16 protein-coding genes and 2 tRNA genes are annotated in these 21,028 nt (G+C 64.6%); 15 read left to right on the forward strand and 3 right to left on the reverse strand.

All coding sequences use genetic code 11. The features are described from left to right. The first annotated feature begins 74 nt into the window (after nt 1-74). The 5 genes from ACZL02_RS00850 to ACZL02_RS00870 are packed head-to-tail and all read left to right on the forward strand — an operon-like array spanning nt 75 to nt 6,373. A complete protein-coding gene (locus tag ACZL02_RS00850) occupies nt 75-2,540 on the forward strand; it encodes a glycoside hydrolase family 15 protein (RefSeq protein ID WP_472938309.1) in 2,466 nt (821 codons plus the stop codon). 15 nt (nt 2,541-2,555) lie between these two features. Beyond that, entirely contained in the window at nt 2,556-4,295 is a 1,740-nt protein-coding gene (locus ACZL02_RS00855) for a GMC family oxidoreductase N-terminal domain-containing protein (protein ID WP_472938310.1), read from the forward strand. Beyond that, the gene (locus tag ACZL02_RS00860) at nt 4,295-4,477 is read left to right on the forward strand and encodes a GMC oxidoreductase (protein WP_472938311.1); all 183 of its coding nucleotides are present in this window, start codon (nt 4,295-4,297) and stop codon (nt 4,475-4,477) included. The genes ACZL02_RS00855 and ACZL02_RS00860 overlap by 1 nt, the downstream gene beginning before the upstream one ends. Nucleotides 4,478-4,503: 26 nt before the next feature. After that, a complete protein-coding gene (locus ACZL02_RS00865) occupies nt 4,504-5,889 on the forward strand; it encodes a ferritin-like domain-containing protein (RefSeq protein WP_472938312.1) in 1,386 nt (461 codons plus the stop codon). Further along, nucleotides 5,882-6,373, forward strand: a complete 492-nt coding sequence (locus ACZL02_RS00870; RefSeq protein ID WP_472938313.1) for a hypothetical protein — start codon at nt 5,882-5,884, stop codon at nt 6,371-6,373. The genes ACZL02_RS00865 and ACZL02_RS00870 overlap by 8 nt, the downstream gene beginning before the upstream one ends. Nucleotides 6,374-6,811: 438 nt before the next feature. On the opposite strand, the gene ACZL02_RS00875 is transcribed toward ACZL02_RS00870, so the two are convergent. Continuing rightward, nucleotides 6,812-6,886, reverse strand: a tRNA-Gln gene (locus ACZL02_RS00875). A gap of 146 nt (nt 6,887-7,032) precedes the next feature. Between ACZL02_RS00875 and ACZL02_RS00880 the strand changes: the two genes are divergently transcribed. From ACZL02_RS00880 to ACZL02_RS00920, 9 genes are all read left to right on the forward strand, one after another. Further along, nucleotides 7,033-7,109 (forward strand) — tRNA-Pro (locus tag ACZL02_RS00880). A gap of 869 nt (nt 7,110-7,978) precedes the next feature. Further along, a complete protein-coding gene (locus ACZL02_RS00885; RefSeq protein ID WP_472938314.1) occupies nt 7,979-9,559 on the forward strand; it encodes an ABC transporter substrate-binding protein in 1,581 nt (526 codons plus the stop codon). A 112-nt stretch (nt 9,560-9,671) separates the two neighbouring features. After that, complete coding sequence (locus tag ACZL02_RS00890; protein WP_472938315.1) at nt 9,672-10,652, forward strand: ABC transporter permease; 981 nt, start codon at nt 9,672-9,674, stop codon at nt 10,650-10,652. After that, complete coding sequence (locus tag ACZL02_RS00895; protein WP_472938316.1) at nt 10,652-11,569, forward strand: ABC transporter permease; 918 nt, start codon at nt 10,652-10,654, stop codon at nt 11,567-11,569. The genes ACZL02_RS00890 and ACZL02_RS00895 overlap by 1 nt, the downstream gene beginning before the upstream one ends. After that, nucleotides 11,566-13,404, forward strand: coding sequence for an ABC transporter ATP-binding protein (locus tag ACZL02_RS00900; RefSeq protein WP_472938317.1), 1,839 nt, complete (start codon nt 11,566-11,568; stop codon nt 13,402-13,404). Before ACZL02_RS00895 ends, ACZL02_RS00900 begins: the two co-directional genes overlap by 4 nt. Before the next feature lie 98 nt (nt 13,405-13,502). Then, on the forward strand, nt 13,503-14,267 hold the full coding sequence (locus tag ACZL02_RS00905; RefSeq protein WP_472938318.1) for a DeoR/GlpR family DNA-binding transcription regulator: 765 nt from the start codon (nt 13,503-13,505) through the stop codon (nt 14,265-14,267). Then, complete coding sequence (locus tag ACZL02_RS00910) at nt 14,257-15,546, forward strand: Zn-dependent hydrolase (RefSeq protein WP_472938319.1); 1,290 nt, start codon at nt 14,257-14,259, stop codon at nt 15,544-15,546. The genes ACZL02_RS00905 and ACZL02_RS00910 overlap by 11 nt, the downstream gene beginning before the upstream one ends. Next, nucleotides 15,543-16,508, forward strand: coding sequence for a phosphotransferase (locus tag ACZL02_RS00915; RefSeq protein ID WP_472938320.1), 966 nt, complete (start codon nt 15,543-15,545; stop codon nt 16,506-16,508). Before ACZL02_RS00910 ends, ACZL02_RS00915 begins: the two co-directional genes overlap by 4 nt. Before the next feature lie 10 nt (nt 16,509-16,518). After that, complete coding sequence (locus ACZL02_RS00920; protein ID WP_472938321.1) at nt 16,519-17,454, forward strand: phosphotransferase; 936 nt, start codon at nt 16,519-16,521, stop codon at nt 17,452-17,454. A gap of 304 nt (nt 17,455-17,758) precedes the next feature. Here the strand turns inward: ACZL02_RS00920 and ACZL02_RS00925 are convergent, their stop codons facing one another. Beyond that, nucleotides 17,759-19,123, reverse strand: a complete 1,365-nt coding sequence (locus ACZL02_RS00925; protein WP_472938322.1) for an aminotransferase class III-fold pyridoxal phosphate-dependent enzyme — start codon at nt 19,121-19,123, stop codon at nt 17,759-17,761. A 140-nt stretch (nt 19,124-19,263) separates the two neighbouring features. On the opposite strand from ACZL02_RS00925, the gene ACZL02_RS00930 reads away from it, so the two are divergent. Then, nucleotides 19,264-19,938 (forward strand): TetR/AcrR family transcriptional regulator, encoded by a 675-nt coding sequence (locus ACZL02_RS00930; RefSeq protein ID WP_472938323.1) that lies wholly within the window; start codon nt 19,264-19,266, stop codon nt 19,936-19,938. A gap of 28 nt (nt 19,939-19,966) precedes the next feature. On the opposite strand, the gene ACZL02_RS00935 is transcribed toward ACZL02_RS00930, so the two are convergent. Beyond that, nucleotides 19,967-21,025 carry an ABC transporter substrate-binding protein gene (locus tag ACZL02_RS00935; protein ID WP_472938324.1) on the reverse strand — a complete coding sequence of 353 codons (1,059 nt, stop codon included), beginning with the start codon at nt 21,023-21,025 and terminating at the stop codon, nt 19,967-19,969. Nucleotides 21,026-21,028 lie beyond the last annotated feature (3 nt).

Below are 21,028 nucleotides of genomic sequence, written 5' to 3' on the forward strand. Positions count from 1 at the left end.
CATCTTCTGCCGCATCCTTTCGTCCCGCAGCATGGCCCACCGTCCGGTGGCCACAACCCGAACAGGGGAAAACCATGGCAACGCTGCTGACCGACCACCCAGCCCCCGGCGGCCCTGGCGCCATCGCCATGTGGACCCGTGCCGACAAGGACGCGATCGGGACCGCCTTCTCGTCGGCGAGCCGGATCTGGTTCACCGCTGCCGGTGGCATCGTCACGGAGATCTACTTTCCCGACGTCGACACGCCGCAGATCCGCGACCTCCAGCTGATGTTCACCGATGGCGTGACCTTCTTCCACGACGCGCAGCGCGACTTCACCCATGCGTGGGAGGCGATCGACCCGCGCGCCCCGGCCTTCCGCCTCACCAGCACGGCGATCGGCCAGCCCTATTCGGTCGTCCAGGAGATCATTTCCTCCTCGGACTCTTCCTGCCTGCTCATCCGCACCCGTCTGATCAGCGACAACCCGGCCTTCCTGGCAGGCCTCAAGGTCTACGCGCTCCTCGCGCCGCATCTGGAGGGACAGGGATCGAGCAACTCGGCCTATGTCGCGGCGACCACCGACGGCAAGAAGCTCGTCGCCCGGCACGGCGACTACTGGCTGGCGCTGAATGCCAGCTGCGGCCTCGGCCATACCAGCTGCGGCTATGTCGGGGTGAACGACGGCTGGACCGACATCATCGGCAACCGCCGCCTGCCGGTCTGGGACTATCACTGCGCCGAGAACGGCAATGTCGCGCTGATGGGCGAGATCGCCCGCGGCACCGACACCGAGTTCGTCCTCGGCCTCGGCTTCTGCCTCGACCGGGACGGCAATTCCTCGCAGCCGAACCCGGCGATGGTGATGATCCGCGAGGCGCTTAGCTATCCCTTCGACCAGGAGGCGCCGCGCGGCCAGCTGCAGACCTACATCAACGACTGGGTCGAGGCGCGCCTTGCCTCCCCTGGCTTCAAGCCGGTGCCGAAGACGACGGGCGACAAGGACCGCCTGTTCAACCTCAGCCGCAACGTCCTCATGACGCACGAGGACAAGAGTTCGCAAGGCGCCCTGATCGCCTCGCTGTCGATCCCCTGGGGCTACAACAACCGCGACGAGAACGCCGGCTACCACCTCGTCTGGCCGCGCGACATGTGCCAGAGCGCGACGGCGCTGCTGGCGGCCGGCGAGATGGACCTGCCGCTGCGAGCGCTGATGTTCCTGGCGACCAACCAGTCGCCGGACGGCGGGTTTCACCAGAACTTCTTCATCAACGGCCAGCCCTACTGGGACGGCGTCCAGCTCGACGAACTCTCCTATCCCGTCATCCTCGCCTACCATTTGACGCGGGCGAAGGCGCTGCAGGCCTATAATCCGCGGCCGATGGTGCTGGCCGCCTCGGGCGCGGTGATCGCCAAGGGGCCGATGACGCAGGAGGAGCGCTGGGAGGAGAACGAGGGCTATTCGCCCTCGACGCTCGCCGCCAACATCGCCGGTCTCATCTGTGCGGCCGATCTTGCCGAGAACAACTGGGGCGATCCGGTGACGGCGAAGTTCCTGCGCGAGCACGCGGACTTCCTCGAATCCCACCTCGAGGCCTGGTGCGTCACGACAAAGGGCGAACTCGTGCTGGGAATTGCCGAGCATTACATCCGCCTGCTGCCGACCGAGGTCAAATCCTGGGGCGAGCGCAACCCCTCGCTGCCCGAGGATCCGGATACGGCCACGATCTACCTGAAGAACATCCAGGGCGGCGGCGCCTTTCCGGCCCGCAACGTCGTCGACGGCGGCTTCCTCGAACTCGTCCGCTTCGGCATCCGCGCGGCCGACGATCCGATCATCAAGAACACCGTCGCGGTCATCGATGCCAAGCTGAAGGACGATCTGCCGCAAGGGCCTTGCTACCGCCGCTACAACCATGATGGCTACGGGCAAGGCGACAACGGCGAGCCTTTCGGCTCGACCGGCGTTGGCCGCCCCTGGCCGCTGCTCACCGGCGAGCGCGCGCATTACGAGGTCGCCGCCGGCCGCGACGCCAAGTCCTATGTCCGCACCCTCGAGGCCTTTGCCGGCGCGCGTGGCCTGATCGCCGAGCAGCTGTGGAATGCCCCGGACCTGCCGAACGTCTATCCGCCGCTCACGAAGGGCGGCCCCACCGGCTCGGCCATGCCGCTCGCCTGGGGGCATGCGGAATACATCAAGCTGGTGCGCTCGGTGTCGGACGGCCGGGTCTTCGACCGGATCGATCCGGTCGCCGACCGCTACCTCAAGCCGCATGCCAAGAGCCCGCTCGAGGTCTGGAATTTCGACCGGCAGTTCCTGTCGATGCCAGCCGGCAAGACCGTCCGTATCCCCTTGCCATCCTCCTTCCGCCTGCGCTGGACGAAGGATGACTGGCAGAGCTTCGAGGATCTCACGGCCACCGGCACCGAGGTCGGCATCTACTACGCCGACCTGCCGACCCTTCCCGGCGCGGCCGGATCGGCGCTGACCTTCACCTTCTACTGGCTCTCCAGCCAGAGCTGGCAAGGGTCCGACTTCACCATCAACCTTCACCCCTAGACGGTCGGTTTTAAGATGTCAGAAGCCCTGTCAGATACCGAACACCCCGGCGCGAACCTCGCGCCTACCGGCGCCAGCCTTGCGCCCGCCGTCGCCACCGAGGAGGCCATCGCCGGCGACTACGATGCAGTCATCGTCGGCTCCGGCATTTCCGGCTCGATCATCGCCAGCGCGCTCTCCGAGAAGGGATACCGCGTCCTGATCCTCGAGGCGGGGCTCGGCCGCGACCTCTCGCAGAACGGTTTCCAGCGGTTTCTCGAAACCTTCTACGGCAACCCGAACAAGGACAACAACGCGCCGTTTCCGCGCAATCCGAACGCCGAGATGCCGCGCGGACCGGACCTGCGCAGCCTGAAGGCGGGGCAGACGAACACCGAGGCCTACTGGGTCCAGTCCGGCCCCTATGTCAGCGACTCCGTCTACACCCGCGTGCTCGGCGGCACGACGGTCCACTGGGAAGCCAAGACCATCCGCATGCTGCGCGAGGATTTCCGCCTCAAGAGCCGGTTCGGCCGCGGGCTGGACTGGCCGATCACGCTTGACGATCTGAAGCCCTATTACGACCGCGCGGAGTTCCTGCTCGGCGTCTCCGGCGACGCGGCGGCGCAGCGAACGGTCGGCGTCGAGTACAGCAGCGAGGACTACGTCTATCCGATGGTCGAGCTGCAGCCGAGCTACCTCGACCGGATCGTCGCCGAGCGCCTCTCCGGCATGCGCGACGCGATCGACGGCAAGCCGGTCGACATCGACTGGATCACCTTTCCGCAGGCCAAGAATGCCGATCCGAACCCGGCTTACGCCAAGTTCAACGGTGGTAAGGCGTTCTCGCCCTCCGGCGCGACCAGCCTGCACCAGACCCAGGAGGGCGAGCGCTGCCAGGGCAACACCAACTGCGTCCCGCTCTGCCCGGTCCAGGCGCGCTACGACGCGCGCAAGACGCTGGTCAAGGCCCTCGGCACCGGCCGCGCCAAGCTGCTTCACCAGGCGGTGGCAAGCCGCATCATCCTCGATCCCGAGACCGGCACGGTGACGGAGATCGAGTTCAAGCGCTATTCGGACCGGGGATCGCCGGCGCACACGGTCGGCCGCGTGCGCGGGAAAGTCTTCATCCTGGCGGCGAATGCGGTCGAAAATGCCCGGCTGATGCTGGCCTCGGCGGCCGAGAACGGCCACCCCGTCAACGATCTCACCGGCCGCCACCTGATGGACCATCCCTATCTCCTGACCTGGGGCCTGCTGCCCGAGGACGCGGGAACGGGAAGGGGCCCCTCCTGCACCTCCGGGCTCTGCAATTTCCGGCAAGGTGACTTCCGCAACCGCTACGCCTCGTTCGCGGCCGACATCCACAATGACGGCTGGGGCTGGGCGACCGGGTCGCCGCTGGCCGATCTCGTCGAGTTCGTCGACGAGGACAATCTCTCCGGCCGCGCCCTCCGCGAGGCGCTCGGCCGGCGCCTGTCCCGCCAGCTGCTGCTCGCCTTCATGATCGAGATGCCGGCCGATCCCGCGAGCCGCGTCACCGTCGATCCCCGCCATGTCGATCGCCTCGGCAACATGCGGCCCGTCGTCGACATGAAGATCGGCGACTACAGCATGGCGACGGCGGAATACGCCCGCGGCCTGTGCGGCGGATGTTCGAAAAACTCGGCGTCGAGGATTTCACCCATTACGACCCGTGGGACTACGGCTACGTCCCCTACAACGGCCAAGGCTACGCCATCCGCGGCGGCAACCATCTCTCGGGCACCCATGTGATGGGGACGGGGCGGGAGAACTCGGTCGTCGACGTCGACCAGAAGTCCTGGGATCACCCGAACCTCTACCTCGTCGGGCCCGGCAGCATGCCCTCGATCGGATCGTCCAACACGACGCTGACGGCGGCGGCGCTCTGCCTGAAGACCGCGGACGCCCTTCTCGACCACCTCGCACGCATATGACCTCCCTCCGAAAGCGAGAGCCTGTCATGGAAACGCCCAGCACGATCATCGAGACCGTCGGCCAGTTGAAGCAGTATCTTCAGGTCGCCCTGCAGCTCGAGCATGCGACCATTCCGCCCTATCTCACGGCCGCCTATGCGGCGAATGCCGAGGTCAACCGGCCGGCGATCGACATCATCCGCGCCGTCGCCAAGGAGGAGATGCTGCATCTGACCTTTGCGGCGAACCTCCTCAACGCCATCGGCGGCGCCCCCGATCTCAGCAGCGACGGTTTCGTCCCGGACTATCCGGCGCCGCTGCCGACCGGACAGGACGATTTCGAGGTCGGCATCGAGACGCTCTGCGACCATGCGCTGGCGATCTTTCTGGCGATCGAGCGGCCGACCAGCCTGCAGCCCGAGCACCCCGGCGTCGAGCACATCCGCAAGACCGTCGTGGTTTCCAAACGCCACATGGATCCGTCCGTTCTCGACGCCGAGAACACGCTGGTGCCGATCACCGAAAGGGGCGACGGAAATTTCGAGCTGCACTACGACATCGCCGTCTTGCCGCACCACCAGTTGACCGACAGGCGCCGGTCGATCTCGAGGGCCGGAAAAAGCCTGATCCCGCGGGTCACGGCGAGCACCAACGATGGCGACGATATCGAGCTGCACTATTGGAGCATCGGCGAGTTCTACAAGGCCATCCATCTCGGCTTCGTCGAGCTGACCGTAAAGCTCGGCAACGCCGCGCTGTTCTGCGGCGATCCCCGGCGGCAGGTCGACCCTAAATACTACTACTCCGCCGGCGGCGAACTGACGGTGGTGAGCGACCTCACCAGCGCCCTCAAGGCGATCGACTTCATCGCCAGCCAGGGCGAGGGCGGCACCGAAAGCGTCTACGACCCCGGCGGCGAACTCGCGCACTACTACCGCTTCGACCAGATCCGCCAGCGGCGCTACTACCGCGATCCGAACAAGGACGGGACGGGCGATGCGCCCGGCCACCCGACGGGCGGCCGGTTTCCGGTGGACATGGCGGCGGTCTTCCCGGTCAAGGCCAATGCCAAGGTGGCCGATTACGCCGGCCATCCCGAGCTCCAGCGCCACGCCCGCCTGTTCAACGGCCGCTACCAGCGTTTCCTCGGCCTTCTCACCCAGGCCTTCAACGGCCATCCCGAGATGCTCGGCAGCGTCTTCACCGCCGAAATGTTCGCGATCAAGGACGCGATGGAGCGGCTCGTGCGCCACCCGCTGCCCGGCACCCGTTTCCATGCGGCACCGACCTTCGAGATGGACGAGGTCCTCCATCCCGACGTCGTGCCGAAGACCCTGCTGAAAGGGGCTTCCCGGATTCCCTCCGCTCCCGGGGGGCCGCCGGCATCCGCTCCGTCCGCGGCCCCTTCAGAAGAGGTGGGCCGCCATGTGTGATCCCCTCGACAGCTTTCTCAGCCTTTCTGTCCAGCTTTGCGGCCTCTCGCGCTTCGATCTCTTGGGGACGGGCTACGGTCCGCGCTATTTCGAAACGGTCGAGCGCATAGTCGGCCCCGAGAGGCTGCAGCGGCTTCTCGATGCCTACGAGGCCTGCGAGGCCGTCCGCAACGCCGAGGGACAACGCGCGTCCTCGGCGCGCAGCCTCGAAGGGGCGATCCTCAACCATCCGGAGTTCGGCCCGATCGCCCGGAACATCACCAAGCTCTGGTACAGCGCGGTCTGGTTCGAACTGCCGCTGACCTGGCGGGCGAATTTCGGCGCGCGGCCCGGCGACAGGACCTTCATCCCGTTTCCCCACGCCTATGCCGAATCCCTCCTCGGCCCCGCCGTCGGCGCACACCCAGCCGGCGCCAAGCCCGGCGGCCACCAGTCCTGGGTCCTGCCGCCGGTGCCGTTGCCGATCCCGGAGGAGTGCATCTGATGCAGCGAAAGATGGAGGCAGGAGTTCATCTTGAATAAGTAAAAATTTGGACGGTTATATTTTATAATAATAACGTCAGGACTCTATTATTCTATGCGCGTAATAATATATTTAAGGAGGCGCGACATGGCGCCTCCTTAAATATCAATAATTAATAATGGAGAGAATTAGCGCTACCTCATGCAGCAGTGCGGTAATTGCTAAAATAAGAGCAGTTGTCTGCTTAATATCGAAAGCGGAGCGACGAGCTGCCATTGTCAGTTCCCTTGATGAAGTAAACAGGAACGTAAACGGCGCCACACAGTCTGCGCAGTGCAAAATATAGGACATTCAACGCCTGCTGGCAATGCAGGAATAAAGTATGCATCCATCAAAAATAAGAACATCTTATTTTTGGCATTTTTGTAAGATAATTATTTAAGCAAGAGAGCCATGCCGTGGCTGGGGCGCCAGGATTCGAACCTGGGAATGGCGGCACCAAAAGCCGCTGCCTTACCACTTGGCGACGCCCCATCGGCGGCTCAGCCGAACGGCGGTTCTATACCGCCTCCGCCGGAGGCTTGCAACGCCGCTCTCACCGCGACCGGCACGTTGAAAAAGATTCACGCCAACCAACTTGCAGCCGCGTGCGGCGGCGGCTATAGAGCCCTCGCAGGTCACGGAGTGTAGCGCAGCCTGGTAGCGCACCTCGTTCGGGACGAGGGGGTCGCAGGTTCGAATCCTGCCACTCCGACCAGCATTCTCAATGAGTTAGCTGTTGCGGTCGGAAGCCAACGCGACCGACTTGGTCGATTGCGCCGGGTTTCTTGTCTCATTTCTGTGAGAACGACCTGCTTCCGTTGTGCAGTGGCAGCATGCCTCGGCGACGTCCAGCTGGCGCCCCACTTCAGCAACAACGACCCTTGTCTTCGTTTCCCGCACCCAGCTGGCCCGCTCTGGAATCTCGGCTATCGAGCGCTCCACGTCGATGCCGGGTGGATTGCGAACACTTCGGATAACCGTCGCCGAACGGCAGCACTGCGCCCCTCTAGGCCGAAAACGATCCTTGCAGACTGCCTTTCAGCAGACATTCGACTCCGAGCCGGTGACCGCCAGCTTCTACGTCCGCAACTGGAGTGTGCGAAGTAGCCAGGTCGGCTGGAAAGCCCGATCGGGCCCTTTCATGTATCGCGCACCTCTCGGACACCTGGCTTGGCTTTACTCCGCCACGCTGGCCTGGATTTTCTCCCCCGTTCACACTTGCCCTTCAAAATCACGAAAACGACAAGCGCCACACGCTGAATGCTGCCGCCATGACCCTCGAAAATGGGTGACTGTCGGGATGCGCACGCCTGACCCGCGGAGCATTCTGCAGACGCCGTATTCCTCGCATCGCCTGCTTCCTGCTTCCTCTGTGGCGCCAATTTGGTCATCGACGGCGCGCTGGGTCAGCGTTCACTCGGCGGTTATTGCCTCTGTCCGACGAGATTCTGGCTCTTTCTTGAGCCGTGGAGCCCGGACCGCAGCCGAGGGAACCATTTTCTCAATCCGCTTCTAGCTGGCACGCCGCTTGCAATGTGGTTTTTGACCACTTTGATCGTTGCGTGGTTTTAACGGAGAAGCTCAATGGGTGACATGCTGGACCGCCGCCGTTTTCTAAAGGGCGCAACACTGATGGCCGGCGCGGCCGGCTTTGCGCAGATCAATCCCGATTTCCTGATTTCCTCGGCGTTTGCCGCCGAGGGCAAGACCATGGTCTTCCTGTCGGCCGAGAACATCACCGGTAACTGGGATCCGAGCGCCCACACGACGCTGTCGCAGAAGAACATCGAAGGCTTCGTGATGGGCTTTCTCACGCGCTCCCCGATGACGCTCGAGAAGCCGGACGAGGTCGTCTACGAGCTCGCAACCTCGATCGAACTGCTCGATCCCAACCGCCTGCAGATCAAGCTGCGCAACGACATCACCTTTCACGACGGCAAGCCGTTCAAGGCCGAGGACGTCAAGGCGACCTTCGAGTACGGCGCGCTGCCGGACCGTCCGGCGCAGTGGTATCCCGGCCCGACCGAGACGCTGACCATCACCACGCCCGACGACTACACGGTGATCGTCGACACCTCGAAGGGCGGCTACCCCGCCCATCTTTTCATCTTTCTGGCGTCCTTTCTGCCCATCATGTCGGCGAAGGATATTGCCGGTGGCCCGAGTGGCCCGCTGTCGCAGCGCCTCAATGGCACTGGGCCTTTCAAGTTCGTCGAGCAGAAGGGCAATGACACAGTGCTCGTCGCGCATGACGGCTATTTCCGCGGCAAGCCCGGCATTCCCGGCATTAACTTCACCTTCGTCGGCGATAGCACCACGCGCATGCTGTCGCTGCTCAACGGCCAGGCCTCAATCGTCGAGCGGCTGGAACCGGAACAGGTCGACACGCTCGCCGCCAACCCGGCTATCGCGATCAACAACGTCGTCTCGGTCGAGAACAAGTATCTCTGGTTCCGTTGCTCGAAGAAGCCGTTCGACGACGTGCGCGTCCGCATGGCGGCCTGCCACGCCATCGACCGCTCGATGCTGCTCGAAGTGCTGGGCTCGGCCGGCCATGCCTCGTCTAACTTCGTCTCGCCGGTGAAGTTCGGCTATATCGACCTCGATAACTACCCGGCCTACGATCCGGACGCCTGCCAGAAGCTCTTGGCCGAAGCCGGCTTCCCGAAGGGCGAGGGACTGCCGCCGCTGGAATACATCACCTCGGTCGGCTTCTACCCGAAGACCAAGGAATACGGCGAGATCATCACCGCCATGCTGCAGGAGCAGGGTTTCCAGGTGAGCCTCACGGTTCTGGAGCCGGCCGCGTGGAACGAGCAGCTTTACCACCGTCCCGGCGGCGGCCCCGGCCACATGGTCGATTGCGGATGGTCGACCGGTTCGCCGGAGCCTGATCTCGTGCTCCGCACGCACTTCCACTCTACCTCGCACCGCATCTGCGGTATCGAGGATGCCGAGATCGACGCGAGCCTCGACAAGGAGCGCAGCGCGCCGACGCTGGAAGAGCGCAAGAAGATCCTGCAGACCGAGACCATGCCGCTGATCGCCTCGAAGATGCCGGCGCTGTCGCTGTTCACCTCGGTGATGATCCACGCGATGCAGAAGGAACTCGTCGGTCTCTACATCTATCCCGATGGCTCGATCGACGCTTCCAAGCCCGCCTGATTAAAGCGTCTCCCTCCGCGGCGCAGCATGCCGCGGAGGACTTCAGCCGGGGTGCCTGCCACCCCCGCCATCGGCCAAGGCGTTGGCACGCCCAGACATCTGAAAGTCCGGCATGTTCGTGCTCAGTTTTCTCTGCCGCCGCCTGTTACAGGGCGCGTTGATCATCTTCCTCGTCTCGCTCCTGATCTTCACGCTCCTGCGCGTGGTGCCGGGCGATCCGGTCCGGCTGATGGCCGGCGGCATGGCACCGGAGGCGCTGATCGAACAGATCGCCAAGGACATGGGCCTACGCGACCCCATTCCAGTTCAGTTCGCCCGCTACATGGGCCGTGTCGTGCAAGGCGATTTCGGCCAGTCCTTCGTCCGGCCCGCCAACGGCGCTTCGACCGGCGGCACGAGCTTCAACGATTCCACCCGCGGCGAGCGCGCGAAAGTCGCCGACCTGATCTTCGAAACGCTGCCGATGACGCTGCAACTCGCCGGCGTTACGCTGGTGATCGCGCTGGTGTTCTCAACCATCGTCGGCGTCGCCGGCGGCCTGTCGCCCGGGCGATGGCCGGACAAGCTCGCCTTCTACATCTCCTCGGTCTTCATCTCGCTGCCCAACTTCTGGCTTGGCATCGTTCTGGCGCTGCTGTTCTCCGTCAAACTCGGCTGGCTGCCGGCGATCGGGTACCAGGGATTTGCCTACACCATCCTGCCGGCGATCGTGCTCGCGGTGGAGTTGTCGCCCGTGCTGATCCGTACGCTGACCAGCTCGGTCGCGGCGCAGATGGCTGAATCCTACGTCGCCGTCGGCAAGGTGCGCGGCCTCGGCCATTCGCGCATCATCGCCAACCACGCGCTGCGCAACGCCTCCGTGCCGCTGCTGAACCTCCTCGGCGTGCAGTTCTCCAGCCTGCTCGGCGGGGTGATCATCGTCGAATACATTTTCGACTATCCCGGCCTTGGCCTCCTCACCATCAATGCCGTGCTGCAGCGCGATTTCCCGCTGATCCAGGGCATCGCCATCGTCACCTCGGCGATCTTCGTCGTGATCAACATCCTCGTCGATCTCGCCGCCACCAGCATCGACCCGAGACTGGAATATTGATGACCATCCTCGATCCCACCATCGCCGCGATGCCGGTGCCGACCGCGGCCCGCTCGATCTCCCGCCGCATTCTCGCCCGCGCCGGTTCCGCCTTCGAGTTCCGCTTCGGGGTCGCGCTGTTCCTGATCCTGCTGCTCGCCGCCGCTTTCTATCCCGAGATCAGCGGCCTCGACCCCACCAAGATGAACGTCTCGCAGCGGCTGATGGCGCCGGTCTTCCTTGGTGACAAATGGAGCTGGGCGCATCCGCTCGGCACCGACCAGATCGGCCGCGACATGCTGGTGCGCACGCTGGTCGGCCTGCGCTATTCCTTTCTGATCGGCGTCTCGTCGGTGGCGGTGATGCTGTTCATCGGCTGTTCGCTCGGCGTCATCGCCGGCTATTTCGGCGGGCGCACCGACACCATCATCATGCGCCTCACCGACGCGCAGCTGTCGATCCCGATGATCATCCTCGCCATCGCCGTCCTTGGCGTGTCGAGGCCGACGATCCCGGCGATCATCCTCGTGCTCGGCCTGTCGAACTGGCCGGTCTATGCCCGCGTCATGCGCAGCGTGGTGATGACCGAGCGCCAACGCGAATATGTCCGCGCCGCACAGGTGATCGGCGGCACGCACCTGCGCATCATCCTGACGCTGCTGGTGCCCTTGCTGCTGCCGCCGATCATCTTCACTTCGGTGCTCGATGTCGCGCGGATGATGATCTTCGAGTCTATCCTCGGCTTCCTCGGCCTCGGCGTGCAGCCGCCGACGCCGACCTTCGGTAACATCATCGCCGACGGGAGAAAGTACCTGCTGAACGCCTGGTGGATCGCCACCATGCCGGGCCTGTTCCTCGGCCTGACGCTGATCAGCATCAACCTGATGGGCGCCTCGTTCGAGCGGGCCCGCAACGCCATCCACGGAGGCGCACGATGAGCCCGGCGATCCTGTCCGTCAGCGGCCTCACCGTCGGCGTTGGCCACGGCGCGGGCTGGCGCCCGATCATCTCCGACATCGCCTTCGACCTCGCCCCGCGCGAGATCGTCGGCATCGTCGGCGCCAGCGGCTCCGGCAAGACCGTTTTGTCCAAGGCCGTGGTCAACTGGATCGACCCGCCGCTGGCCATCACCGCCGGCACGGTCAACTTTCGCGGCCAGGACATCCTGAAGCTCCCCGTCGGTGGTATGCGGAAACTGCGGCGCGAGGTAGCCTATGTCGGTGCCAACCCGATGGGCGCGCTCGATCCGACGCTGCCGGTCGGCCGCCAGATCGTCGAGAAACTCTGCGCCGTGGTGCCGGGCACCGACCGGGCCGAGGCGGCGCGCCGTGTCGTCGCGCTGCTCGACGCCGTCCGCATCCCGTCTGCGGCCGCGCGCTTCCACGACTACCCCTCGCAGTTCAGCGGCGGCATGATGCAGCGCGTGCTGATCGTCGACGCGCTGATCAGCAATCCGGCGCTGCTGGTCGCCGACAACGTTACCCAGCCGCTCGACGTCACCGTCGCCGCGCAGGTGATCCGGTTGATGCGCGAGCTGACGGTGGACTTCGACACGGCGGTGCTGTTCGTCTCCTCCTCGCTGCCGGTGGCGCGCGACGCCTCCGCCCGCATTCTCGTCATGGACGCGGGGCGCCTCGTCGAGGAGCAGGCGACGGAGGCTTTGATCGCCAGGCCGGAGCACGCCTATACCCGCGAACTGGTGGCGCAGATCCCGAAAATCTGGAGCGAGCCGAGCCCCGCCAAGCCGCGGGCGCGGGAGGGCGAGCCGATCGTCAGCCTGCGCGACGTCTCGCAGACCTACCACGTCAAGAAACGCGGCAGCTTCGGCACGGTCAATCACGTCCAGGCCGTGCGCAACGTCACCTTCGACATCTTTCGCGGCGACAGCTTTGGCATCGTCGGCGAATCCGGCTGCGGCAAGTCCAGCCTGATGCGGCTGCTCAGCCGGCTGGAACAGCCGAAGGGCGGCGAGATCGTCGTTGACGGCCAAAAAATCGGCAGGCTGCGCGGAAAAGATCTGCTCGCCTTCCGCAGCAATCTGCAGCTGGTGCTGCAGGATCCGTTCAATTCACTGCCGCCGCGCACCGCGATCGGCCCGATCATCGCCGAGCCGCTGAAGACGCATGGCTGGCGCGACATGAAGATGGTGCGCGCCCGGGTCGAGGAGGTGATGGCCGAGGTTGGCCTGCCGCTCGATCTCTACGAGGAGCTGCCGCTCGGCCTCAGCGCCGGCCAGCGCCAGCGCGTCAACGTCGCCCGGGCGATGGTGCTGAGCCCCAAAATCCTGATCATGGACGAGACGCTATCCTCCCTCGACCAAACGGAGCAGTTCAAGCTCCTGGCCTTGTTCGAGAAGCTACAGCGCCAGCACGACCTCACCTACATCTACATCTCGCACGACCTCGCAATGGTGCGCAAAGTCTGTAATCGGGTCGCCGTGATGTATCTCGGCGAGGTTGTCGAGCTTGCCGACAACGAACGGCTTTTCTTCGATCCTGGCCACCCGTACACCAAGGCCTTGCTCAGCGCGATGCCGACGCTGGAGGAGCGGCGCTACCGGCCGGAGGACTGCCTGCTGGAAGGCGAGCCGCCGAGCCCGATCGACCTGCCGGTCGGCTGCAGTTTTCGCAGCCGCTGTCCGAACGCCTTCGCGCCCTGTGCGCTAGACGATCCGATCCTCACCATCCGGGGCTACAACGATCTCGCTGCCTGCCATCTGGTGCGCTCGCCGCAGCAGTTGGCGGTGCAGGCTGCCACGCTCGGGCCGGCATGACGATGATGCTGCCAGCCGAATTGCCGCGGCGCGGGTTGCATGCCAATCCATTGCTTGCGCATAGGGCAGGGCCGGGAAGGGCTGGGGAGCGTCGTTTCATGGGTATCATCGAGCAGCGCCAGCAGCTGATCCTCGTCGAACTGCAGCGAGATGCGCGGGTAAGCGTCAAGCACTTGGCCGAACGGCTGCTGATCAGCACCGAGACGATCCGGCGCGACTTGAAGGAGCTGGAGCAGCACGGCCATGCCCGCCGCGTCTATGGCGGCGCGGTGATCGACAGCAAGGAGGGCGACCAGCCCTTCGTCGACCGCCTGCGCGTCAACGCCCGCGGCAAGGCGCGGATCGGCGCGGCGGCGATGTCCTTCATCGAGGACGGCATGAAAATTTTTGTCGACACCGGCACGACGACGCTCGCCTTCGCCCGCCACTTGGTGAACCGGCCGAAGGTCGCGGTGCACACCAATTCGATCGAGATCGTCTCGCTGCTGTCAGGCAATCCCGCCGCTGACGTCACCGTGCTCGGCGGGTCGCTGAAACCCTCCTACAAGGCGCTGTTCGGCCACCAGACGGTGCGCGCGGTGCAGGAACACGTCTACGACGCCGTGGTGATGAGCATCTGCACGGTGCACGCCGCGCACGGCTTCATGGATTTCGGCGAGGAGGAGGCGGTGTTACGCCGTGCCGCCCGTGCCCAGGGCAACCACTCCATCATGCTAGCCGACAGCGCCAAGTTCGGCCGCCTCGGTTCGGTGCGCACCTTCGACCTTGGCGACGTCGATGTCCTCGTGACCGACACCATGCCAGCCGTTGAATATCTCGAACAGTTCTCGCAATCGAAAGTGGATGTCGTGCATGCCCAGTGAAACAATGGCCGCTGCGCCGATCGACGCAGCGCGTCTGCAGGCGATGATGGACGCGATCGAGCCCTTCGGCGGCGGTTCGGACGGGTCGATGAACCGGCTGACGCTGTCCGTCGAAGACGGCAAGGCGCGCGACTGGCTGTCCGCCTGGCTCCGGGCGCACGGCTTCACCGTGTTGGTCGACGCCATCGGCAACCAGTTCGGACGCCTCGACCTCGCCGGGCCGAACGCGCCGGTGGTCATGGTCGGTTCGCACATCGACAGCCAGCCGAACGGCGGCCGCTTCGACGGCGCGCTCGGCGTGATCTCGGCCTGCGAGGCGATCCTTGCCGTCGCCGAGTCGTTGAAGGACAAGGGCACGTTGCCGTCGTGCAATTTCATTGTGGCCAACTGGACGAACGAGGAGGGGGCGCGATTCCAGCCGAGCCTCCTCGGAAGCAGCGTCTTCACCGGTGCCGCAGAGCTCGACTGGGCGCTGGAGCGACGCGACGGCGACGGGATCAGCGTGCGCGAGGCGCTTCATTCGATCGGCTACGCCGGCACCGACGTGGTCGCGATCCCCGATGCCTTCATCGAGTTGCACATCGAGGGCCTGCCGGTGCTGGAGCAGACCGGCAAGCGGTTCGGCGCCTTTACCCGCTACTGGGGCGCCACAAAATACCGCATGGCCTTCCTCGGCCACCAGGCGCACACCGGCCCGACGCCGATGGCCGAGCGCAAGGATGCGGTGCTCGGCGCCGCCTACCTGATTGCCGAGCTGAAGGCGCTGGCCGACCGGTCCGGCCTCGACCTGCACACCTCGGTCGGCCGCGTTGAGGTCTATCCAAACTCGCCGAACACCGTGCCGAGCGAGGCAGTCCTGTTCATCGAACTGCGCTCGGGCTCGCAGGACATCCTCGCTGCGGCGGAAGAAGAACTGAAGCGGATGATGGCGGCAGCCGCCGAGAGGGCCAGCATCGGCTACGAGGTCCGCTCGATCGACCGGCGCCGCGCCGGCACGATGGATGCCGGTCTCGTCGCGCTGGCCGGTGAGGTCGCAGAGAAGTTTGGCGAGGAGACGCTGCACTTCGACACCATCGGCGGTCATGATGCTGTGAGCCTTTCGGCGGTCTGCCCGGCAGTGGTCCTGGCGGTGCCAAGCGTCGGCGGCGTCATCCACCACCCGACCGAGTTCACCAAGCCAGAAGACCAGGCCTTCGGCACCCAGATACTCGCCGACATGCTGCATCGGTTGGCCACCGACGGCATGTCGACCATCGGCCGAGACGGAGTTGCCGGATGAAACCAGTCGGGTCGCCTTTGGATCCTGTGGAAGCGCTGGCGGAAACTGTGCTTGCTGGCATTCCGGACTTCGACGGGCGGGTTTTGAGCTATGCCCCCGCGGTTTCGGGCGTCGCCTCGCCCTCCTACCATGGCGTCGAATCGTCGACCTACGCCGTCGCCCTCGATGACGAACCGCCAGCCTATTTCCTGAAAATCTCGGCACCGGAAATCGCCGGCTCGATTGACCATGCCGCGGCGTTCGACGCCGCCGGCAAGGTCGCAGCCCTCGGACTCGCGCCGGAGCAGCTGTATCTCGACGCCAGCCGAGGTGCGACGCTGTTCCGCCATCTCGGGCCGGACTGGCGCGCGGCGCGGATGGACGACGTGCTGAAGCCGGACGTGCTGTCCGCCATCATCGCCGCGCAGAAGCGCATCGCCGATGGCGAGCATTTCGGCCGGAACTGGTCTGTCTTCGACGGCATACGAGAATTGTACACCATCATTGTCGACGATCCATCGGTGCTGCCGGCGGATGCCTTCCGGCTGGTCGAGGCGATGGCGCCGGTCGAGGCGGCGATATCAGCCGCCGGCGTCGACCTGAAGCCGGCGCAGGCCGACCCGCACCCCTCCAACATCATGCTGGGCCCTGATGGCGCGGTGAAGCTGGTCGATTTCGACATGGCCGCAAACGTCGATCTCTATTACTTGCTCGGCGTCATCTTGAACGAAGCGTTCCAATTCGACAGCGAGATGCAGGCAGGGCTCGAAATGCACGACGGCGCCTTCCGGCAAGGCACCTTCAATCGTTGCCGGCTCTACGGCGCGGCGGATGATCTCTACTGGGCGCTGCGCGGCCTACTGCTCGACCGGCTGTCGCCGCGCAAGGGGTTGGAGTTCCGCAAATATGCCGGCTGGCGGTTCCTGCGCTGCCGCATGCTGTTGAACCGGCCGGATTTCGTCGAACTGCTGCGAACGCTTTGAGGGGAACCCGATGAACCATCTCGGAATGGCTGCGAGCACCGCGGAGCGCGACATTGAGGATGCGATCGGCCGCGTCGCCCTCTGGCAGGGCCGCTCGCCGCGCTACAGGCCCGTGCTCGGCGGCATCAGCAACACCAATTGGCGCGTTGAGATCGATGGCGATCCGCGGGCCTACTTCGTGAAGGTGCCCGGCCGTGGCACGGAAATGTTCATCGACCGCAAGGCCGCATGCGCGGCGAGCTACCAAGCCGAGGCGATCGGGGTCGGGCCGAAGACCTTCGACTATCTGGAGGCGGACGGCATCGAGATCGCCGAGTTTATAGAGGGACGGCGGGCCTCCACCCACCGCGACTTCGCCGATCCGGCGATCCGCAAGGAGGCGCTGCGCTGTTACAGGCGCTTCCACGATTCGCCGTCGCTGCCGCTGACTAAGACGGTGTTCGACATGATCGACGAGCATCTCGCGCAGGTCGCCGAACTTGGCGGCAGCGTGCCGGCGGACATCGCCTGGCTCGACCAGCAGTACCGCCTGGCGCGTTCGGCGCTTGAGGCCGCGGGGCTCGATCTAGTGCCTTGCTTCAACGATCCGATGCCGGGGAACTTCCTGATCGGCGTGGACAAGTCAATCATGCTGATCGATTTCGAATATGCCTCCAACAACGACCGGCTCTACGACCTCGCGATCTGGAGCGGCGAGATGTTCTTCGAGGAGGCGATCGACCGGGAGATCATCGAGGAATATTTCGGCCGCGACGACGAGAGCCTCTATGCGCGGACGATGGTGCACAAGGCGCTGGCCGATATCAAATGGTCGACCTGGGCCATGGTGCAGAACAAGATCTCAACGCTCGACTTCGACTTCTACAAATACGGCGCCTGGAAATACATGCGTGCCCGCTCGATACTGAGAGACCCTCGTTTTCCAGGCTTTTTGCGGGCGCTCTGACCGGGGTAGGTTCGGATGGACCCTGTCAGCATTCGCTGGAATAGGATTATCTTGTCCCGGCTTTGAGGTTCGCCGTCCAGTGAACGGCAGCTTTGCGCCCATGTCGGTCATCTAGTTGCGATGTGGCCGATCCAAGCGCCGCCGTTCGTATAGACGACGCTTAGTTTGATGCGGGCGGACAAATCCCGGATGTCACGGCTTAGGCGAGGGCAGCGGCTACACCGCCTTCGCCAACTAAGTGAGCCAATCTGTCGTTCTCGGCGCTCACGTTGCGATTTGTTCGGGCGGGACCGACGCGCTCCCTTCAGATCATCGCAAGTGCCTCCTCGAAGGCGTCCACCATCTCGTCGACCTCGCCGGTTTTGAGCGTCAGCGGCGGAGAGATGATGAACGTATCGGCGAGGTTCCGGATGAGGACACCGCGCTGGCGGCAATGGTCCGCGATACGGGCGCCGACATCCTGGCTGAGATCGAAGGGCTGTTTGGTCTCGGGGTCGGAAACCAGCTCGACGCCGATCATCAGCCCGAGGCCACGCACGTCGCCAAGGATGGGATAGCGGGTCTGTACGTCCTTCAGCCGCTCCAGGAAATACGCCCCGACGCGGCCGGCGTTCTCCGGCAGGTTCTCCTCGGCGACGATGTGGATATTGGCGATCGCGGCGGCGCAGGCGAGGGGATGGCCTGCATAAGTGTTGCCGTGGAAGAAGGCGGCGGGGCTGAACTGCGCATCGTCGTCGGTGATGAAGGCGTCCGCGACCTTGGCGTTCATCATCGTCGCGCCGAGCGGCACGTAGCCGCTGTTGATGCCCTTGGCGAAGTTCATGATGTCCGGCTTCACGCCCCAGTGCCGCGAACCCATCATCGAGCCGAGGCGCCCGAAACCGGTCACCACCTCGTCGGCGATGAAGAGGATGTCGTGGCGGTCGCAGACCTCGCGCACCAGCGGCCAGAAATTGGCCGGCGGCACGATGACGCCGCCGGCGCCCTGCACCGGCTCGGCGATGAAGGCGCCGACCGTATGGGGACCCTGATAGAGGATCTCGCGCTCCAGAAGCTCGGCGCACAGGCGCCCCAGCGCCTCGTGGTCGTTGGTGAAGGGGTTGCGATAGAGATGCGGCGTCTCGACCTGGAAGAAGCCGGGCACCAGCGGCTCGTAGGCCTCGCGATAGGCCGTGGTGCCGTTGGCCGAGAGCGCGCCGAGCGTGACGCCATGATAGGCGCGCTTCAGCGAGACGATCTTGGTCCGCGTCGGCTGGCCGCGCTGGCGCCAGTACTGCCGCACGAGCTTGAACGAGGCTTCCGCCGCCTCCGAGCCACCGGACGAGAAGAAGGCGCGCACCATGCCTTCAGGCTCTGTCATCTCGCAGAGGAGGTCTGCCAGTTCGACCGCCGGCGTGACGGTGGTTCCGCCAAAGACCGAGTAGTAGCTGATCTTGTCGAGCTGGTCGCGGATCGCCGCCTTGATCTCTTCGCGTCCGTGGCCAACGTTGACATTCCAGAGCCCTGCCTGCCCATCGATGTAGCGCTTGCCGGTGCGATCGAACACATGAACGCCCTCGCCGCCGACAATCTCCAGCGGCGGGTTCTTCGCCAGGTGCGTCACATTGGCGAAGGGGTAGAGCATGGAGCGGGTGAGCGTGTCGTTGTGGTTCTTGTTTCTATCCAGCATGACGGCGATCGACCTTGTTTTGGGACGGGCAGGTCCGAGGTTATGGGACGAGAGGGTCTGGCGGCGGATTATGTGTGGCGCGGCGCAGGCGCGGTTGGGAAAAGCTTCGGGATCGACAGTGAGAGAAGGCTAGACCGAGCGTGAAATTCAGTCAAACGACCAAAAATGCGGGCGGCCCGGAATCTGTCCCTGCGTCACCCGCGCGCATCACGCCCAAAAGCGCGGAGACCCGTGCGCGCATCATCGCCGGCGCTATCCGTTCGCTGGAGACGCACGGGATATCCGAGGTCACGACCCGCCGCATCGCGACCGCGGCAAAGGTGCAGTTGGCGACGCTCCACTATCATTTCGACAGCAAGGAAGCCCTGCTGCTGGCGGTTCTCGACCAGCTCAACGCCGCGATGATCGAGTCGCTGCGCCAGATCGGGCAGGACCTCGCCATCGAGGCGCGGCTGGATGCATTGATCCGAGCCTCCTGGCACCATGTGACCTCTACCCGCGACAAGCAGATCGCCCAGATCGAACTGACGCTCTTCGCCTTGCGCTCGGCTGGGACGCAGTGGCTCGCCGCGCGCCAGTACGAGGCCTATGTCGCGGTCTATGCCGATCTCATCGTCGACGAGATCAAACTGCCGCGTTCCGAGGCCGAGACGGCAGCGCTGGCGCTCGGTCGCTTCATCCTGTGCGGGCTGGACGGGCTGATCCTCCAGTCCTTCTCGCTCCGCGACGAGGCGGCGGCGCGGGCCGGCATCGACACGCTGGTCGTGGCGGCCCGCGACTATCTTCGCCGGCTGACCGCCACGCCCGTTCTGTAAGGCTGCCCGATCCCGGGAGATCGAAGCGCTACTTCTGCAGATCGGTCCAGATGGCCGTGTAGATCTTCTGCGCCTCGGGCGAGCAGGTGACCTGGAACGAGCCGGCGGCTTTGTAAGCCTCCGGAATATTGATCTCCGGCGCATCCTTCATGTCGGCCGGCATGAAGGCTTCAGAGCCCTTGATGCCATTGCCGTAGCGCGCGAAGGCCGAGATCATCGCGGCATTCTCGGGGTCCATGATGAAATTCTGGAAGAGCTTGGCGTTCTCGACGTTCTTGGCGTCGGCAAGGACGACGACGCTGTCCATGAAGATCGGATAGCCCTCCTTGGCATAGCCGTAGACGATATCCGGGTTCTGCAGCCGAGAGCGGAACGAGGCGCCGTTCCAGTTGGTGCCGCCGCCGATGTCGCCCTTGGCGAACTTCTCGACCGTGCCGTAGTCCATCGAGAGCCAGAAGGGCTTGGCCGCCACCAGCTTGTCGCGGACCTTCTTCAGCACCGCCTTGTCGGTCGTGCAGGGCTCGCCGCCGACATAGCGGATGGCCAGGTGCATGACATCGATCATCTCGGGCAGGACGTTGATCTTGCCCTTCAGCTCCTCAGGCGGATCGAGGAAGATCGCGGACGTGTTCGGATCGCCGGCGTAGACGGACTTGTTCACGGTCATCGACGTCGTGCCCCACTGCCAGGGCACGGAATAATGGTGGCCGGGATCGAACGGTACGTCGACCCAGCGGTCGTCGATGTTCTTGTAGTTCGGCATCTGGTCCGGCCGGGTCTCGATCAGCAGGCCCTCCGAAATCCAGATCGGAACATAGGAGGCGGACGGCACGACGATGTCGAAGCCGTGGCCGCCCGCCTTTACCTTGGCGAGCGCGACGTCGTTTGAATCATAGTCGGTGACAGTCACCTTCACGTCGAAGGCAGTCTCGAACTTCTTGATCAACTCGGGGCTCGTATAGTTGCCCCAGTTGTAGATGTTCAGCGCGCCCGCCGCCTCGGCGACGCCCGGAAGCGCAAGGCTCGCGAGGGCAATGGAGGCGGCCAGCGCCGCCTTTCGAACTCGGCTGTGGTCAAGATCGTGCATCGC

The organism is Mesocryomonas fontinalis, assembly GCF_055730125.2.

Coding starts and splice junctions, on each gene's coding strand:
- ACZL02_RS00890 (WP_472938315.1), top strand. CDS start 9,672: ATGTTCGTGCTCAGTTTTCTCTGCCGCCGCCTGTTACAGGGCGCGTTG.
- ACZL02_RS00885 (WP_472938314.1), top strand. CDS start 7,979: ATGGGTGACATGCTGGACCGCCGCCGTTTTCTAAAGGGCGCAACACTG.
- ACZL02_RS00870 (WP_472938313.1), top strand. CDS start 5,882: ATGTGTGATCCCCTCGACAGCTTTCTCAGCCTTTCTGTCCAGCTTTGC.
- ACZL02_RS00915 (WP_472938320.1), top strand. CDS start 15,543: ATGAAACCAGTCGGGTCGCCTTTGGATCCTGTGGAAGCGCTGGCGGAA.
- ACZL02_RS00855 (WP_472938310.1), top strand. CDS start 2,556: ATGTCAGAAGCCCTGTCAGATACCGAACACCCCGGCGCGAACCTCGCG.
- ACZL02_RS00900 (WP_472938317.1), top strand. CDS start 11,566: ATGAGCCCGGCGATCCTGTCCGTCAGCGGCCTCACCGTCGGCGTTGGC.
- ACZL02_RS00935 (WP_472938324.1), bottom strand. CDS start 21,025: ATGCACGATCTTGACCACAGCCGAGTTCGAAAGGCGGCGCTGGCCGCC.
- ACZL02_RS00925 (WP_472938322.1), bottom strand. CDS start 19,123: ATGCTGGATAGAAACAAGAACCACAACGACACGCTCACCCGCTCCATG.
- ACZL02_RS00850 (WP_472938309.1), top strand. CDS start 75: ATGGCAACGCTGCTGACCGACCACCCAGCCCCCGGCGGCCCTGGCGCC.
- ACZL02_RS00910 (WP_472938319.1), top strand. CDS start 14,257: ATGCCCAGTGAAACAATGGCCGCTGCGCCGATCGACGCAGCGCGTCTG.
- ACZL02_RS00895 (WP_472938316.1), top strand. CDS start 10,652: ATGACCATCCTCGATCCCACCATCGCCGCGATGCCGGTGCCGACCGCG.
- ACZL02_RS00865 (WP_472938312.1), top strand. CDS start 4,504: ATGGAAACGCCCAGCACGATCATCGAGACCGTCGGCCAGTTGAAGCAG.
- ACZL02_RS00905 (WP_472938318.1), top strand. CDS start 13,503: ATGGGTATCATCGAGCAGCGCCAGCAGCTGATCCTCGTCGAACTGCAG.
- ACZL02_RS00920 (WP_472938321.1), top strand. CDS start 16,519: ATGAACCATCTCGGAATGGCTGCGAGCACCGCGGAGCGCGACATTGAG.
- ACZL02_RS00860 (WP_472938311.1), top strand. CDS start 4,295: ATGGGGACGGGGCGGGAGAACTCGGTCGTCGACGTCGACCAGAAGTCC.